General features: G+C 69.1%; 11 protein-coding genes. 4 read left to right on the top strand and 7 right to left on the bottom strand.

Annotation, left to right across the window (positions count from 1 at the left end):
* Window positions 1-9 precede the first annotated feature (9 nt).
* Genes ACSR87_RS13730 through ACSR87_RS13745 form a run of 4 tightly spaced genes read right to left on the bottom strand, consistent with a single transcriptional unit; the run spans window position 10 to window position 5,068 of the window.
* Window positions 10-876: a CheF family chemotaxis protein gene (locus tag ACSR87_RS13730; RefSeq protein WP_004043721.1), complete on the bottom strand. Its 867-nt coding sequence runs from the start codon at window positions 874-876 to the stop codon at window positions 10-12.
* Window positions 877-879: 3 nt separating this feature from the next.
* Window positions 880-1,722 (bottom strand): CheR family methyltransferase, encoded by an 843-nt coding sequence (locus tag ACSR87_RS13735; protein WP_498530840.1) that lies wholly within the window; start codon window positions 1,720-1,722, stop codon window positions 880-882.
* Entirely contained in the window at window positions 1,722-3,965 is a 2,244-nt protein-coding gene (locus ACSR87_RS13740) for an ATP-binding protein (protein WP_498530841.1), read from the bottom strand. Before ACSR87_RS13740 ends, ACSR87_RS13735 begins: the two co-directional genes overlap by 1 nt.
* A 2-nt stretch (window positions 3,966-3,967) precedes the next feature.
* Window positions 3,968-5,068, bottom strand: coding sequence for a protein-glutamate methylesterase/protein-glutamine glutaminase (locus ACSR87_RS13745; protein ID WP_498530842.1), 1,101 nt, complete (start codon window positions 5,066-5,068; stop codon window positions 3,968-3,970).
* A gap of 249 nt (window positions 5,069-5,317) precedes the next feature.
* On the opposite strand from ACSR87_RS13745, the gene ACSR87_RS13750 reads away from it, so the two are divergent.
* Window positions 5,318-5,791 carry a chemotaxis protein CheW gene (locus tag ACSR87_RS13750; protein ID WP_049897050.1) on the top strand — a complete coding sequence of 158 codons (474 nt, stop codon included), beginning with the start codon at window positions 5,318-5,320 and terminating at the stop codon, window positions 5,789-5,791.
* A 39-nt stretch (window positions 5,792-5,830) separates the two neighbouring features.
* On the opposite strand, the gene ACSR87_RS13755 is transcribed toward ACSR87_RS13750, so the two are convergent.
* Window positions 5,831-7,180: an MFS transporter gene (locus tag ACSR87_RS13755; RefSeq protein ID WP_498530843.1), complete on the bottom strand. Its 1,350-nt coding sequence runs from the start codon at window positions 7,178-7,180 to the stop codon at window positions 5,831-5,833.
* A 127-nt stretch (window positions 7,181-7,307) separates the two neighbouring features.
* On the opposite strand from ACSR87_RS13755, the gene ACSR87_RS13760 reads away from it, so the two are divergent.
* Together ACSR87_RS13760 and ACSR87_RS13765 are read left to right on the top strand one after the other, a co-directional pair.
* Window positions 7,308-8,900, top strand: a complete 1,593-nt coding sequence (locus ACSR87_RS13760) for a uracil-xanthine permease family protein (RefSeq protein ID WP_498530844.1) — start codon at window positions 7,308-7,310, stop codon at window positions 8,898-8,900.
* Between the two features lie 72 nt (window positions 8,901-8,972).
* Window positions 8,973-11,438: a DUF5059 domain-containing protein gene (locus ACSR87_RS13765; RefSeq protein WP_498530845.1), complete on the top strand. Its 2,466-nt coding sequence runs from the start codon at window positions 8,973-8,975 to the stop codon at window positions 11,436-11,438.
* 2 nt (window positions 11,439-11,440) lie between these two features.
* Here ACSR87_RS13765 and ACSR87_RS13770 read toward each other — a convergent pair whose 3' ends face one another.
* A complete protein-coding gene (locus ACSR87_RS13770; protein WP_004043713.1) occupies window positions 11,441-11,578 on the bottom strand; it encodes a hypothetical protein in 138 nt (45 codons plus the stop codon).
* A 92-nt stretch (window positions 11,579-11,670) separates the two neighbouring features.
* On the bottom strand, window positions 11,671-12,879 hold the full coding sequence (locus ACSR87_RS13775; RefSeq protein ID WP_498530846.1) for a mechanosensitive ion channel family protein: 1,209 nt from the start codon (window positions 12,877-12,879) through the stop codon (window positions 11,671-11,673).
* Window positions 12,880-12,975: 96 nt separating this feature from the next.
* Here ACSR87_RS13775 and ACSR87_RS13780 point away from each other — a divergent pair, with 96 nt between their 5' ends.
* Window positions 12,976-13,470 carry a metal-dependent hydrolase gene (locus ACSR87_RS13780; protein WP_498530847.1) on the top strand — a complete coding sequence of 165 codons (495 nt, stop codon included), beginning with the start codon at window positions 12,976-12,978 and terminating at the stop codon, window positions 13,468-13,470.
* Window positions 13,471-13,512: the final 42 nt, after the last annotated feature.

The raw sequence follows: 13,512 nt of genomic DNA on the forward strand, positions 1-13,512 counted from the left end.
GAGTGCTGGCTACTGCTCGTTGATTGCGTCGGAGGCGATGCTGCGGCCGCGGGCGTTGAGCTGCACCTCGTGGCGCACGCGAATCTCCTCGACGACGTTGTGGTCGATGAGCCGCTGAAAGAGTTCCTCGACCTCGTCCACGTCGAGGCCGAGGAAGTTGGGGATGTCGAACGGCGAGACGCCGGAGTACAGCGCCGTGAGGACCTGTTTGTCCGTCTCGCTCAGTTCGATGGAGGTCTCCGAAAGCTCCTCGCCCTCCCGGAGGAGCGTGTAGAGGAAGCTGACGGCGCGGTCGGAGCCGGAGATGTACGTCTGGAGGCTCGTCCCCTCGTCGTCGGAGTGTTCGACCTCGATGACGCTGCGGTGTTCGTCGACGATGGTCCGCTCGCCGGTTTTCACGTCGCCGATGTCGTCGAGGCGGATTTCGACGAACTTGCCGCCGACGGTCGCCATGCTCACGGCCTCGGTTTCGACTTTGAGCCGGGACTTCTCCCACTCGGTGTTCTGGACGACGCCGCCGGCGACCGCGGGGTGTCGCGCGAGGAACTGCTCGGTGTTGAGCAGCGCGCCGAAGAAGTCCGTCTCGAACTCGTCGTAGTCGACGGGCGCGAGCAGGACGACGCCCGACGGGATGTGGACGCTGAAGTAGTCGGAGACGGTCGCGATGCGTTGATTCACGTCGTACCGGCCGCCGAACTCCTGTATCTTCGAGAGCTGAATCGTCCGCTTGCCGCCCGTGCCCGCGAGGATGAGCCGCCGGTTCGAAAGCAGGATGCGGCCGCTCGTCCAGTCCACGTCGTGCATCTCCCGGCCGTTCTTGACGACTTGGAGGAACCGCCCGCGCGTGTCCCCGAGCTTTTGCTCACCGGGTTTCATCGCTCACCTCCCGACCGCGGCGTCGCTCGCGCGGTAGATGCGGAGTCGTTTCTCGACGGGGTCGAACTGCTGTCTGCACGTCGGCGGGATGGTTTCGGTCATGCCGATGGTGAGGTAGCCGTCCGGGTTCAGCGCGGAGCCGAGCGTCTCGAAGACGGCGCGCTTCGATTCCGCGTTGATGTAGATGAACAGGTTCCGGCAGACGACGAGGTCGAACGTCCCCGGCGGCTCCTCGCGGATGAGGTCCCGCCGCTCGAAGCGGACCATGTCGGTGACGGCGTCTTTCACCCGGAAGGTGTCGTCGTCGCGGTCGACGAAGCGCTCCCAGCGGCCGATGGGGTCGAGCTGTTCGGCCACGTCGTTCGTCTCGGAGGCGCGGTACTCGCCGGCTCTGGCGGCGCGCAGAATCTCGCGTTTGATGTCCGTGCCGACGATTTCGATGCGGCGCTCGTCGACCCGGTCGTCGTCGTGGGCGAGCATCGCCAGCGAGTACGCCTCGCGGCCGTCGGAACACGCCGCGCTCCAGATCTTGATTGGGTCGTGGCGGCTCCCCCGCGAACTCAGGTCGCGGAGCACCTCCCGGAGCGCCTCCCACACCTCAGGGTTGCGGAAGAAGCTCGTCACGTTGACCGACAGCGCGTCGAGCAGCGCCTGCTGTTCGTCCTCGTCGTCGGTGAGGAGGTCGTGGTACGGCCCGTAGTCGTCGACGCGTCGTCGCCGCATCCGCGCGGAGATTCGGCGGTCGAGGTAGGCGTCGTTGTACGAACTCGTCTGGAACTGCAGGGAGTCTTCGATGTAGTCCAAGAGCCGGTCGAACGCCGGGTCGTCGGTCGCCGACGACGGCATCAGTCGGCCGCCTCCTCGGCAGTGTCGGGGAGCTGGCTCGGGTCGAACTCGCGCATCGCCTGCTCGCCGTCGGCGGGAAGTTGAAGCGTCGACACGTCGAGAATCGGGATGACGTTCCCGTCGCCGATGACGGCCGTCCCCGACAGCCCGCCGACGCCCGACAGCGGTCCTTGGAGGGGCGTCACGACGACCTCCTCCTGTTTCGTCACGCCGTCGCAGTGCAGCGCGACCTGCCTGTCGTCGGGGCGGATGCGGACCACCATGCCGTCGTCGGGCTCGGGCGAGTCGATTTCGAGCGCCTCGCGGAGCCGAATCAGGGGGAAGATGGTCTCCTCGTGGACGATGACCTCCGCGCCGTTGACCGTCTGGACGCGGTCGCGGCGGCTAATCTCGTCGATGTACTTGATGGGGACGCCGAACTCGCGGTCTTCGACCTGCACGAACAGCACCTTGATGATGGCGACCGACACCGGCAGCCGGATGTTGAACGTGCTCCCCTCGCCGGGTTCGCTCTCGACCGACACCGAGCCGTCGAGCGACTCGACGGTCGTCTTCACCACGTCCATGCCGACGCCGCGGCCGGACACGTCGGTGATTTCGTCGTTGGTCGAAAAGCCCGGGTGGAAGATGTAGTCGTACACTTCGCTGTCGGGCATCTGGTCCAGTTCCTCGCGGGTCGCAACGCCCTTATCGATTGCCTTCTCGCGGACGGCGTCGGCGTCGATGCCGCTCCCGTCGTCCTCGACGGTCACGATGACGGTGTCGTGTTGGCGGCGCGCGGAGAGCCGGATGGTCCCCGTGCGGGACTTGCCGTTCGCCTCGCGAACGTCGGGGTCTTCGATGCCGTGGTCGACGGCGTTCCGGAGGACGTGCATCAGCGGGTCGGAAATCTCGTCGAGGATGGTGCGGTCGAGTTCGATGTCCGCGCCCTCGACTTTGAACGAGACGCGCTTGTCCTGCTCGCGGGCGAGGTCGCGCACCAGTCGGGGGAACTTGTCGAACACCTTCTTCAGCGGGATGAGCCGCATGTCCATCACGGTGTTCTGGAGGTTCGACGAAATCTTGTCCAGTTCGTCGAGCGTGTCGAGCGCGGTCGTCTGCCCCACGTCGATGGCGTTTCTGAGCTTGATTCGGCTCGTGACCAACTGCTCGACGAGTTCGTGGAGTTCGTCGAGTTGGTCGACGTCCACGCGGACGGACTTGACCGCCGAGATGGAGCGTGCCTCCTTTTTCTGCTCCGCGCCGTCGCCCTCGTCCGCGTCGTTCGCGTTGTCTTCGCCGTCGCCGTCGGTCGATTCGGCTCCGTCGGCGTCTCCCTCGGAGCCGTCGTCGCCCACCTGTTCGTCGGTGGCCGCGTCCGCGCCGGTGTCGCCGGCAGCGTCAGCGTCAGCGGCGGCGCTCGGCTCGGTCTCGTCCGACGCCGAGGCGTCTCCCTCGGCGTCCGCGTCGGAGTCGGCGGCCGGCACGTCGCTTGCAGTCGCGGTCGCGTCCCCGGCGGCGAGCGCGTCGGACACGTCGGTCGTCTCGACCGCGGAAACCTTCCAGAGGCCGTCGAGTTCGCTTTCGACGACGGCGGCGTCGCGCTCCGCGACGAACAGGTCGAAGCCGTCGCCGAACTCGCCGTCTTCGATGGCGTCGCGGGTCGGGTTCGCCCCGACCACGTCCAGGTCCTCGGGGATGCTGCTGAGGAAGATGCCGGCGTCGACGCCCTTCATCTGGCCGGCGTCGAGTTCGACGTGGGCGTGGGTGAGCGTGGTCGCGTCCAGCGCGTCTGCGTCGACGCAGTCGGCGGCGAGAGAGCCGAGGTCGACCGACTCGCGGTCGGCCTCGTCAGACGCCGCCGGATTCGAGTTTCCCGCGTCACCGCCGTCCTCGACGGCCGCGCGAATCTCCTCGACCGTGTCGCTCGGGTCGATGGTGGACTCGCCGTTCTCCTCGATGTCGTGGAGGATGTCCACGATGAGGTCCATCCCGTCGAAGACGAGGTCCATCCGCTCGGCCGTCACGTCGAGTCGCTCGTGGCGAATCTCGTCGAGGAGGTCCTCGACGGCGTGGGCGACGGTCGCGGCGTTGTCGAAGCCCATCGCGCCGAAGTTCCCCTTCAGCGTGTGGGCTTGCCGGAAGATGTCGTCGATGGCCTCGGTGTCGTCCGGGTTCGACTCCAGCGACAGAAGCGAGTTGTTCAACTGCGTGATGCTCTCTTCGCTCTCGGTGATGAATGCTTGGTAGAGTTCTTCGTCCATGGTCAGGTAGTGAGCCCGCTGAGTGCTTCGTCCGCGATTCGCCCGTCGGCCGCGACGGTGTCGACACAGCCGGCCTCGATGGCCCGCTTCGGCATCCCGAAGATTGCAGAGGTCTCTTCGTCTTGTGCGACCGTGTGGCCGCCCGCCCGCTTGATTCGGGTCATCCCCTCGACGCCGTCGCGGCCCATACCCGTGAGCAGGATGCCGGCCAGCGGCGCGTCGACCGCCTCCGCGGCCGACGCCATCGTGAGGTCGATAGCCGGTTTGACGCCGTGCAGCGGCTCGTCGTCGGAGAGTTCGAGCCGGAGGCGTCCCGCGCGGTCGCCGGTCACGAGGAGGTGCGAGCCGCCCGGTGCGATTCGAATCTGTCCGGGGCCGATTCGCTCGCCGTCTTCGGCCTCGCGGACCTCGTAGTCACAGCGGCCGTCGAGCCGCGCCGCGAAGCGCTTCGTGAAGCCGGCCGGCATGTGCTGGACGACCAGCACGCGGAGTCCGGCCTCCGCGGGAAGCGCCGCGAGCACTCGTTCGACGACGTTCGGCCCGCCCGTGGACGCGCCGATAATCAGCGTCGAGCCTTCGGTCGGGAGCGACTCGGTCGTCCCCGACGCCGCCGATGTCGACCCCGCGGTCGCCGGCGACTTCGACTCCGCCTTCGGTGGTCGAGAGCCCCGGCGCGTCGCCGAGAGGTCGACCGCCGCGGCGGACTGAATCTTCTCGACCAGTTCCCGCTTGACGCGGGGCATCTCGGAGGTGACTTCGCCGCCCGGTTTCGTCACGAAGTCGACCGCCCCCCGGTCGAGCGCTTCGAACGTCACGTCGGCGTCCTCCTCGGCGTGCGCCGAGAGCATGAGGACGGGCGTCGGACACTCCTCCATGATGGCCTCGACCGCGTCGAGGCCGTTCATCTCGGGCATCTCGATGTCCATCGTCACCACGTCCGGTCGGTTCTCCTCGACCACCGAAATCGCCTCGCGGCCGTCGGCCGCCTCGGCGACGACCTCGACGTCGGCGTCTTCGAGGAGCGTGCGAATCAGCGTCCGCATGAACCGCGAGTCGTCGACGACGACCGCTCGCGTCGGCTCCGCTCCGGTGGCTGAACTCATCGCCCCCACCCGCCGGTGCCGGGACGAGGGGCGCGCTGGGTTGCCGAGCGGACCCCCCGCCGAGGGCTCGGTGGCTTCGTTAGTGTGCCGTTTCGTTGACCGCTCATCTACCTCCGTGGTTCGGAAATCGGGTATATAAACACTCGGCGGGGATAATCACGGCTGATAATCGAGTACGTATCTTTATACGCTGAATCTCACCACTCTGAAGCAGACAGGTGGCGGCGGATGTCGCCGCCGGGGTTGACCATGCGACAAGATGCAATCACGACCGAGATGAACGCGGACGAGACCGACGCGGAGGACTCCGCCGAAGAAGTACAGGTGCTGGAATTCCAACTCGGACCGGAGACGTACTGCGTCGACATCGAGTACGTGAGCGAAATCGTCGACAAGGGCCAGCTCACGGCGGTGCCGAACGCGCCGGACTACGTCGAGGGCGTGATGGACCTCCGCGGGCGGACCACGTCCATCATCAATCCGAAGTCGCTTCTCAGCATCGACGCCGAGGGCGAGTCGAAGCGCATCGTCATCTTCGACCCGAACAAGTTCGAAGACGAGGCGGCGACCGGCTGGCTCGTCGACGAGGTGTACCAGGTCGTGCGCGTCTCGATGGACGACGTGGAGGACCCGCCGCTCGAAAAGGACGACTCCATCGAGGGCGTCATCAAGCGCGACGGCGACCTCGTCGTCTGGATTTCGCCGGTGCACGCCATCGAGTAAGGCGGTTCGACGACCGGCCCCGCTTTCGTTTTCGAGACCCTAATCGGCGAGCGACTGCTCTCCCGCCGCGACGCCCTGACCGCCGGTGAGCAACACCACGACGAGCGCACAGCCCACGACGACGCCCGCGAGCCCGAACGCCGCGACGTAGCCGGCGGCGTCCGCGACGAGGCCGCCGAGCGCCGAGCCGACCCCGCCGCCGAGGCTCGAAAGCGCCGTGTACGCGCCGAGGGCCTCGCCGCGAATCCGGTCGGGCGCGAGCCGCGTCACCAGCCCCGTCGCGGTCACCGCGATGACCGCCCACGTGACGCCGATGACGAGGAACGTCGCGCCGAGCGTGACGAGCGCGGCGAACGCGGCCAACTGCGTGCCGACGACGGCGACCGCCGGGAAGGCGAGGCCGCGGGTCGCCAGCGCGCCGGCCTGGAGGCGACGGGGGTCGTGTCGCGCCGCGAACGCGCCGACCTTCGCGTAGCTCGCCGCCGACCCGAGACTCGACAGGACGAACAGGGCGAACACCTCGTCGGCGGTCCGTCCGGCGTCGACGAGGTACGCCGGGAGCGGCCCGAAAAACACCGAGAAGCCGACGAAAAACAGCGTCGCGGCCGCGAGATACCGGAGGAGTTCGGGGCTCATCCGCGCCCGGAGGTCGTCGAGGTCGAGGCTCTGGAGCGCCCAGTAGAGCCGCGAGGGACCGTACGGGACCGCGCGGACGGAGCGCCCGACGAGGCCGCTTTGTCGACGGATACTGCCCGAGACGCGGGTGAACCGTCGCGTCGACACCGTCGAGCGCTCGGGGTACCAGACGCGGACGAGGACGGCCCCGAGGGCGGCGGCGACCGCGGCCGCGACGAGGAACCGCCGCTGGACCGACAGCGCGTCGAGGCCGAACAGCCGCGGGGCCAGCGCCGACCAGACCGCGCCGACGACGAGGCCGCCGAGCCAGCCGTAGCCCTGATAGTGGTTGAGGACGCCGAAGCGGCGGTCCCAGTCCGTCGACGGGACGCCCTCGACGACGATGAGGTTCAACACCGGCGCGGCCGCGGCGACGGCGAACCACAGGAGGGCGTTGGCGACGAGGACCGCGACCGGCGATGCGGCGACGGCGGTGAGAGCGAGCGCCCCCGCGGTCGCCGCGAGCGCGACGAGGATGAAGGGCCGTCTGCGCTTCGCACGGGCCGCCAGCCGACCCCAGAGTATCGCGCCCGGCGCGCCGGCGAAAGCGGCGGTCGCGGCGATGAGGCCGACGAACAGCGCGCTCGCCCCCAGTTCGATGGCGTACAGCGGGACGACGAGCGACGACGCGCCCACCGCGGCGTAGCCCAGCGCCCAGCCGAACAGCCATCGGTCGCGGTTCCCCGCCGCCGAAGCGCCGTGTCGGTCGGTCACACGTCACGAATGAAACCGGTGAAACAAAGTCGTTGCTCCCCGAACGCGCGCGAAAAGCAGGACATATATAGTCTGAACAAAATCCTCGGACAACTATGCTCGGGAGCGAACCGCCACATACGGGGGGATGGTCGTGACGGACGACTCCTCTCCCTCCTCGTTCGTGCAGTACGGTATCGACGACAAACCACCTCTTCCGACCGCTCTCCTTCTCGGCGCCCAACACTACCTCACCATGGTGGGCGCGAACATCGCCGTCCCCCTCATCCTCGCCGGAGCCCTCGGCATGCCCGCCGACGTGATTCCGCGGTTCGTCGGGACGTTCTTCGTCGTCTCCGGCATCGCGACGCTGATGCAGACGACGTTCGGGAACCGCTACCCCATCGTGCAGGGTGCGCCCTTCTCGATGCTCGCGCCGGCGCTCGCCGTCATCGGCGTGGCGACGGCGACCGACCAGTCGGGCGTCGCGTGGCAGAGCGCGCTCCTGCAACTCCAGGGCGCGATTATCGTCGCGGCCGTCGTCGAGGTGTTCGTCGGCTACTTCGGCCTGCTCGGACGCCTCCGGAAGTTCATCTCGCCGGTCGTCATCGCGCCGACCATCGCGCTCATCGGGCTGTCGCTGTTCAACGCCTCGCAGGTCGCGTCCGCCACGAACAACTGGTGGCTCCTCGGCCTGACGCTGGCGCTCATCGTCCTGTTCTCGCAGTATCTCGACACCGCGCACCCGGCGTTCAAGCTGTTCCCGGTGCTGCTCGGCGTCATCGTCTCGTACGTCGTCGCCGCCGGCCTCTCGGTCGCGGGCGTCATCGCGCCCGGCGCGGCGGGCTACGTGAACCTCCAGACGGTCATCGAGGCCCCGGCGCTCATGCCCATCTACCCGCTTCAGTGGGGCTTCGCGGGCGGCGCGGGGACGACGACCGTTTCGCTCCCCGTCGTGGGGTCGGTCGCCTTCGGCATCCCGCAGTTCACGACCTCGTTCATCATCGGGATGCTCGCCGGCGTCGCGGCCTCGATGGTCGAATCGTTCGGTGACTACCACGCCGTCGCCCGGCTCTCGGGCGTCGGCGCGCCCTCCGAGCGCCGCATCAATCACGGCATCGGCATGGAGGGCGCGATGAACGTCTTCTCGGCCGTCATGGGCGGCAGCGGCTCGACCTCCTACTCCGAGAACATCGGCGCAATCGGCCTGACGGGCGTGGCCTCCCGCTACGTCGTGCAGGTCGGGGCGGTCGTGATGCTCGTCATGGGCTTCGTCGGCTACTTCGGCCAGCTTATCGCGACGATTCCCGACCCCATCGTCGGCGGCCTCTACGTCGCCATGTTCGGCCAAATCGTCGCCGTCGGCCTCTCGAACCTGAAGTACGTCGACCTCGACTCCTCCCGGAACGTGTTCATCGTCGGCGTCGCCATGTTCGCCGGTCTCGCCGTCCCCGCCTACATGGGGAACGTCGGAAGCGCGGCGGCGTTCCGCGAGGGGATGCGACAGGTCGCGCTCGTCGGCCCCGTCCTCGGGACCCAACTCGTCGCCGACACCGTCTTCGTCATCGGTTCGACCGGCATGGCAGTCGGCGGCCTCATCGCCTTCTTCTTCGACAACACCATCGCGGGGACCCGCGCCGAACGCGGCCTCGAAGAGTGGGAAGACACCGTCGAAGACGACGACGATTTCGAGTCGGCGCTGGACCGCTTCCGCGGCGACGAGTCCGCGACGGCCGACTGAACCGAGCGACGCAAGATTTTCGGCCTGCCTAAAAATCGACGCGTTTTTCTATTATTAGGCGCGCCTAAAACCATGGGATACAGCAGACGACGTCTCTTGCAGACGACGGGACTCGCAGTCGCGACCGCCGGGCTCGCCGGCTGCAACGGCCAATCGAGCGATGATACGACCACTGCCGCCGAGACCGATTCGGAGACGGAGACCACGGCCGAAACGACCACCGAGGACGCCGAGTCGTCGGTGAGCGTCGACGCCGCCGTCGCCGTCGCGGCCGAGTGGAACGCGATGCGCGCCCGGCTCTACGACACCGTCGCGCTGGCCGCCGCGGGGCGACTGGGCACCGCCGCCCGCGTCACCGGCGACGTGTTCGCCCGCTTCGAGCAGTCTTCGGGCGAGTGGGGCGCACACGAGCAGTTGGAGACGACGAACGAACAGAACTACGAGACGTTCGAATCGCACCTCGGCGGCGCGAGAGAGGCGTACGCCGCCGGCGACGCCGAGCGCGGGTCGGACCTCGCGGTGCAGGCGTCCGACAACCTGCTTGCGGCCCAGCGCGGCCGGGTCGACGCCGCCGTGGTCGACGCGCTGGAGGTCCTGCTGTTCGGCGCTCGCGCCCGCGACGCCGGACTGCTCGCCGCGGCCGGCGAGGTCGACGCCGCGGCCGAACTGGCGAACGCGGTGTACGAGGACTTCGAGGACGCGCCCGCGCACTCGTCGCTTGAGTCCGCCTCGGGCGAACTGTACGAAACCTTCGAGGCGGCCGTCGAGGGCGCGGCCGACGCCGGCGACGCCGAGACCATCGCCGCCTCGGCCCGGACCGCCGCCGGCGCGACGGTCGATGCGAGCTACGAACTCGCCCCCGAATCGGTCGCGGGCGCGGGCCACCTCGCGCTCATGCAGGCGGTCGGCTTCGACGCGGAAGTGCTGGCCGGCCTCGGCGGTCCCGGCGACGAGTTCGCCCACGCGGCCGCGCTGTCGCTCTACCGCGCCCGCGCCGCCGACGTGCCCCGACTGGTCGCCGCGGGCGAGGCCGACTTCGCCGCGACGGTCGCGAGCGACGTGTTCGCCCACTTCGAGGGCGCGCGGGCGCACGAAGCGCTGGAGGAGGCCGACCACGACGCCTACGAGGGCTTCGAGGGCGGGCTGGAATCGCTGACCGAGGCCGCCGAATCGGGCGACAGCGCTGCGGCCGAGGAGGCGGTGGCGACGGTCGACGAGAACCTGCTCGCGGGAATCTCGGCGCTCGTCGGCGGCGAGGCCGCGACGGTGCTCGAAGCGGCGTTCTTCCGCGCCCGCCTCGGCGACGCCCGCGAGCTGGTCGCCGTCGGCGAGACGGACCGCGCCGCCGCGGTCGGTGAATCCCTCTTCGCCCGGTTCGAAGAGAACGAGGCGAACCTCCACGAATCCGTCGAAGAGGAGTCCGAAGAGCTCTATCACCGCTTCGAAGAGGAGCATCTCGCCGGCCTCGTCGAGGACGCCGCCGCCGGCAACGCCGACGCCGCCGCGGCCCACGCCGAGGGCGCGATGGACGCGCTGTTCGAGTTCGAGGCGGCCGTCGGCGCGACCGCCGAAGTGTCGGCCGCGGAGGCCGCGTTCTTCGGTGCCCGCGGATTCGACGCCGCCGCGCTCGCGCAGGTCGGCGCGTCGGCCCGCGCCGGCTCGGTCGTCCAGTCCACCTTCGCCTTCTTCGAGAGCGGCGCGGGCGGCTATCACGAGACCTTGGAAGAGGCCGACCACGACCTCTACGAGTCGTTCGAGGGCGCGCTCGGGTCGGTCCGAACCGCGGCCGAGGAGGGCGGCGACGCCTACGGCGCGGCCAAGACCTACGGTCAGAAGGCGGTCGATTCGATGTACGCCGTCGTCGCCACCGCGGCCGCGGACGCCGGCCTCGGAGCCGCCGCCTCGGAGCGCATGACCGGCGTCTTCCAGACGTTCGAGGAGGCCCGCGTCCACGAGGCCTTAGAGGGGGCCGACCGCGACGCCTACGAGGGCTTCGAGGCGGCGCTGTCGGACTACGTCGCCGCGCTGGAGGACGGAAGCGCGGTCGACGCCGCCGCGGAAGCGTACGCGACGGCGACCGCCCGCGCCCAGTTCGCCGTCGTCGGTGAAGTCGGCAAGGCCCCCGAGGCGGGCAGTGCCGGCGAAAGCGGCTCCGCCGACGCGGCGCTGTCCGGCGGGCCGAACGTCGTCGAGGGCGTCCCCGAGGACGCCGACCACGTTGTCGAGATGACCGCCGTCGCGTTCGAGCCGGCGGAACTGACGGTATCGGCCGGCGACACCGTCGCCTTCGAGCACGTCGGCGGCGAGGCCCACTCGGTCACGGCCTACGGCGACGAACTCCCCGAGGGCGCGGCGTACTGGGCCTCAGGCGGCTTCGAGTCCCAAGAGGCGGCCGAGACCGGCTGGAGCGAGGGGAAGGGCGCGGTCCAGTCTGGCCAGTCCTACGTCCACACCTTCGAGACGGCCGGCGAGCACGCGTACTACTGCGTGCCTCACGAGGCCGCGGGCATGACGGGTACTATCGTCGTCGAAGAGTAGATTCAACTCCCGTCGCGCCCGGTCCGCCCGAGCGCGACGAGCACGAGGTAGCCGACGAACCCGGCGGCGAACAGCAGGACCGGAATCGCGAAGGGACCGAACGTCTCGATGAGCCCGTCCACGGGACCGAGTTGGAGCATATCCGAGCCACGGCCGCGCCGCGGTTAACGTTCCCGGCGGCGACCGAACCGGGCGCTCGCGGCGGGCGCACCCACCGAGCGACACCGGGCGCTCACTCGTCGTAGGCGCTGTCGTCCCCGTCCGGGTCTGCGTCCGCGTCCGCGACATCGCCGGCCACCACTTCGTCGGCCGCCTCTCGGGCGCGCGTCGGCTTCCGGACGCCGCCGTTCGAGAGCCCGGCCGCGGCCGACTGCCCGGTCGCCTCGGCGTCCGCCGAGTGGACGTGCACGTCCCGCTGGGGGAACGGAATCCCGATGCCGGCGTCGTTCAGGCGCTTGTATATCTCGCGGTTGAGGTTGTGCGTCGCCTTCCCGCGCTTGAGCGGACTGTTGACCCAGCAGACGAGTTCGTACTCCAGCGCGTCGGGGCCGAACCGGCGGAGCCGCGGCCGCGGCCGCGGGCTGTCGAGGACCAGCGGTTCGTCGAGGGCGATGTCGGTCAGGAGGTCTTCGAACTCGTCCACGTCGGTGCCGTAGGCGACGCCCACCGGGACCTTCAGCCGGCGGCGGCGGTTCGGCGCGGACTCGTTGATGATTTTCGCGGCGTTGAGCACCGAGTTCGGCACCGTCACGAGCAGTTCGTCGCGGGTGAGAAGCGTGGTCGAGCGGATGCCGACCTTGACGACGGTGCCCGCCTCGCCGGAGTCGAGGACGACGTAGTCACCGATTTTGTAGGTGTCGTCGAAGTACAGCGCGATGCCGCCGAAGAAGTTGGCGACGGTGTCCTTGGCGGCGAAGCCGACGGCGATGCCGGCGATGCCCGCACCGGCGAAAAGCGGCGTGATTTCGATGCCCCAGATGTACAGCAGCGCGCCGATAGTGCCGACCGAGACGACGATGGTCCAGACGTTCGAGAAGACGGGCGCGAAGTCGTAGCGACTGCCTTTGTCCTTGACCGCGTCGACGAGGCGGTTGACGAGGCGGTTGAGCGCCCACGCCCAGACGACGATACCGACCGACAGCGACGGCAGGCCGAAGAAGTCGTTGAGCGTCGCCGCGTCGACGACGAACGCCTCCGCGACCGCCGGGGCTCTGGAAAACAGGAAGATGCCCGTCAGCGAGACGGTGACGACGATGGGCCACCGAAGCTCTTGGACGATGATGTTGTCGAGAGAGGTCTCGGTTCGGCTGGTGTACCGAAACAGGAGGCGGATGACCACTTTCTCCATGACGAACGCGCCACCGACCGAGATGAGGAGCACGAGGGCCGTCACCTCAAGCGCCGACAGACCCGAGAGGAACGACGAGAGGTGTTGGCTCATGCCGCGAAAGTCGCGGCCACCGGAGATAACGATTGCTCCGCTGACGGTCGCGGCGGCCGAAAGGTTTTGTTCGCCGGGGGCGCGAGGGCACACCAGATGTACCGATTCGGTCACTGGGGCGTCTCGCTCCTCGTGTTCGCCCCGCTCGGCTTCGCGCTCGTGCAGGCCGGCCGCCCCGAACTCGCCTTCGTCGCCGGCGCGGCGATGTGCTGGCTGGCGATGCTCCCCGACTACGACATGCGCGTCCCCGGCATCTCCCACCGCGGGCCGACCCACACCGTCCTCTTCGCCGCCCTCGTCGGCGGCGTCGGCGGCGGCGGCGCGTACCTCCTCGCCAGCAACGCGGGCCAACCCGAGGCCGCGGCGACCGCGCTCGGCGCGTTCGGCTTCGCCGTGGGCGCGCTCACCATCCTCGCGCACCTCGCGGCCGACGTGCTCACGCCCGCCGGCATCCGCCCCCTGTGGCCGCTTTCGTCCCGGAAGTTCACGCTCTCGCTGTGGACCGCGGACAACACCGTCGCCAACTACGGCCTGTTCGCCGTCGGCGTGTTCGCCGTGGCCGCGGCGGCGTACCTCTCGGTCGCGCTCTGAACGCCCTGAAACCCGGAGTCGAACACCCCGGATTCGGGACGG

This window comes from Haloferax sp. SDI50 (assembly GCF_059802635.1).

Coding starts and splice junctions, on each gene's coding strand:
- ACSR87_RS13735 (WP_498530840.1), bottom strand. CDS start 1,722: ATGCCGTCGTCGGCGACCGACGACCCGGCGTTCGACCGGCTCTTGGAC.
- ACSR87_RS13765 (WP_498530845.1), top strand. CDS start 8,973: ATGGGATACAGCAGACGACGTCTCTTGCAGACGACGGGACTCGCAGTC.
- ACSR87_RS13730 (WP_004043721.1), bottom strand. CDS start 876: ATGAAACCCGGTGAGCAAAAGCTCGGGGACACGCGCGGGCGGTTCCTC.
- ACSR87_RS13760 (WP_498530844.1), top strand. CDS start 7,308: ATGGTCGTGACGGACGACTCCTCTCCCTCCTCGTTCGTGCAGTACGGT.
- ACSR87_RS13740 (WP_498530841.1), bottom strand. CDS start 3,965: ATGGACGAAGAACTCTACCAAGCATTCATCACCGAGAGCGAAGAGAGC.
- ACSR87_RS13780 (WP_498530847.1), top strand. CDS start 12,976: ATGTACCGATTCGGTCACTGGGGCGTCTCGCTCCTCGTGTTCGCCCCG.
- ACSR87_RS13775 (WP_498530846.1), bottom strand. CDS start 12,879: ATGAGCCAACACCTCTCGTCGTTCCTCTCGGGTCTGTCGGCGCTTGAG.
- ACSR87_RS13750 (WP_049897050.1), top strand. CDS start 5,318: ATGCGACAAGATGCAATCACGACCGAGATGAACGCGGACGAGACCGAC.
- ACSR87_RS13745 (WP_498530842.1), bottom strand. CDS start 5,068: ATGAGTTCAGCCACCGGAGCGGAGCCGACGCGAGCGGTCGTCGTCGAC.
- ACSR87_RS13770 (WP_004043713.1), bottom strand. CDS start 11,578: ATGCTCCAACTCGGTCCCGTGGACGGGCTCATCGAGACGTTCGGTCCC.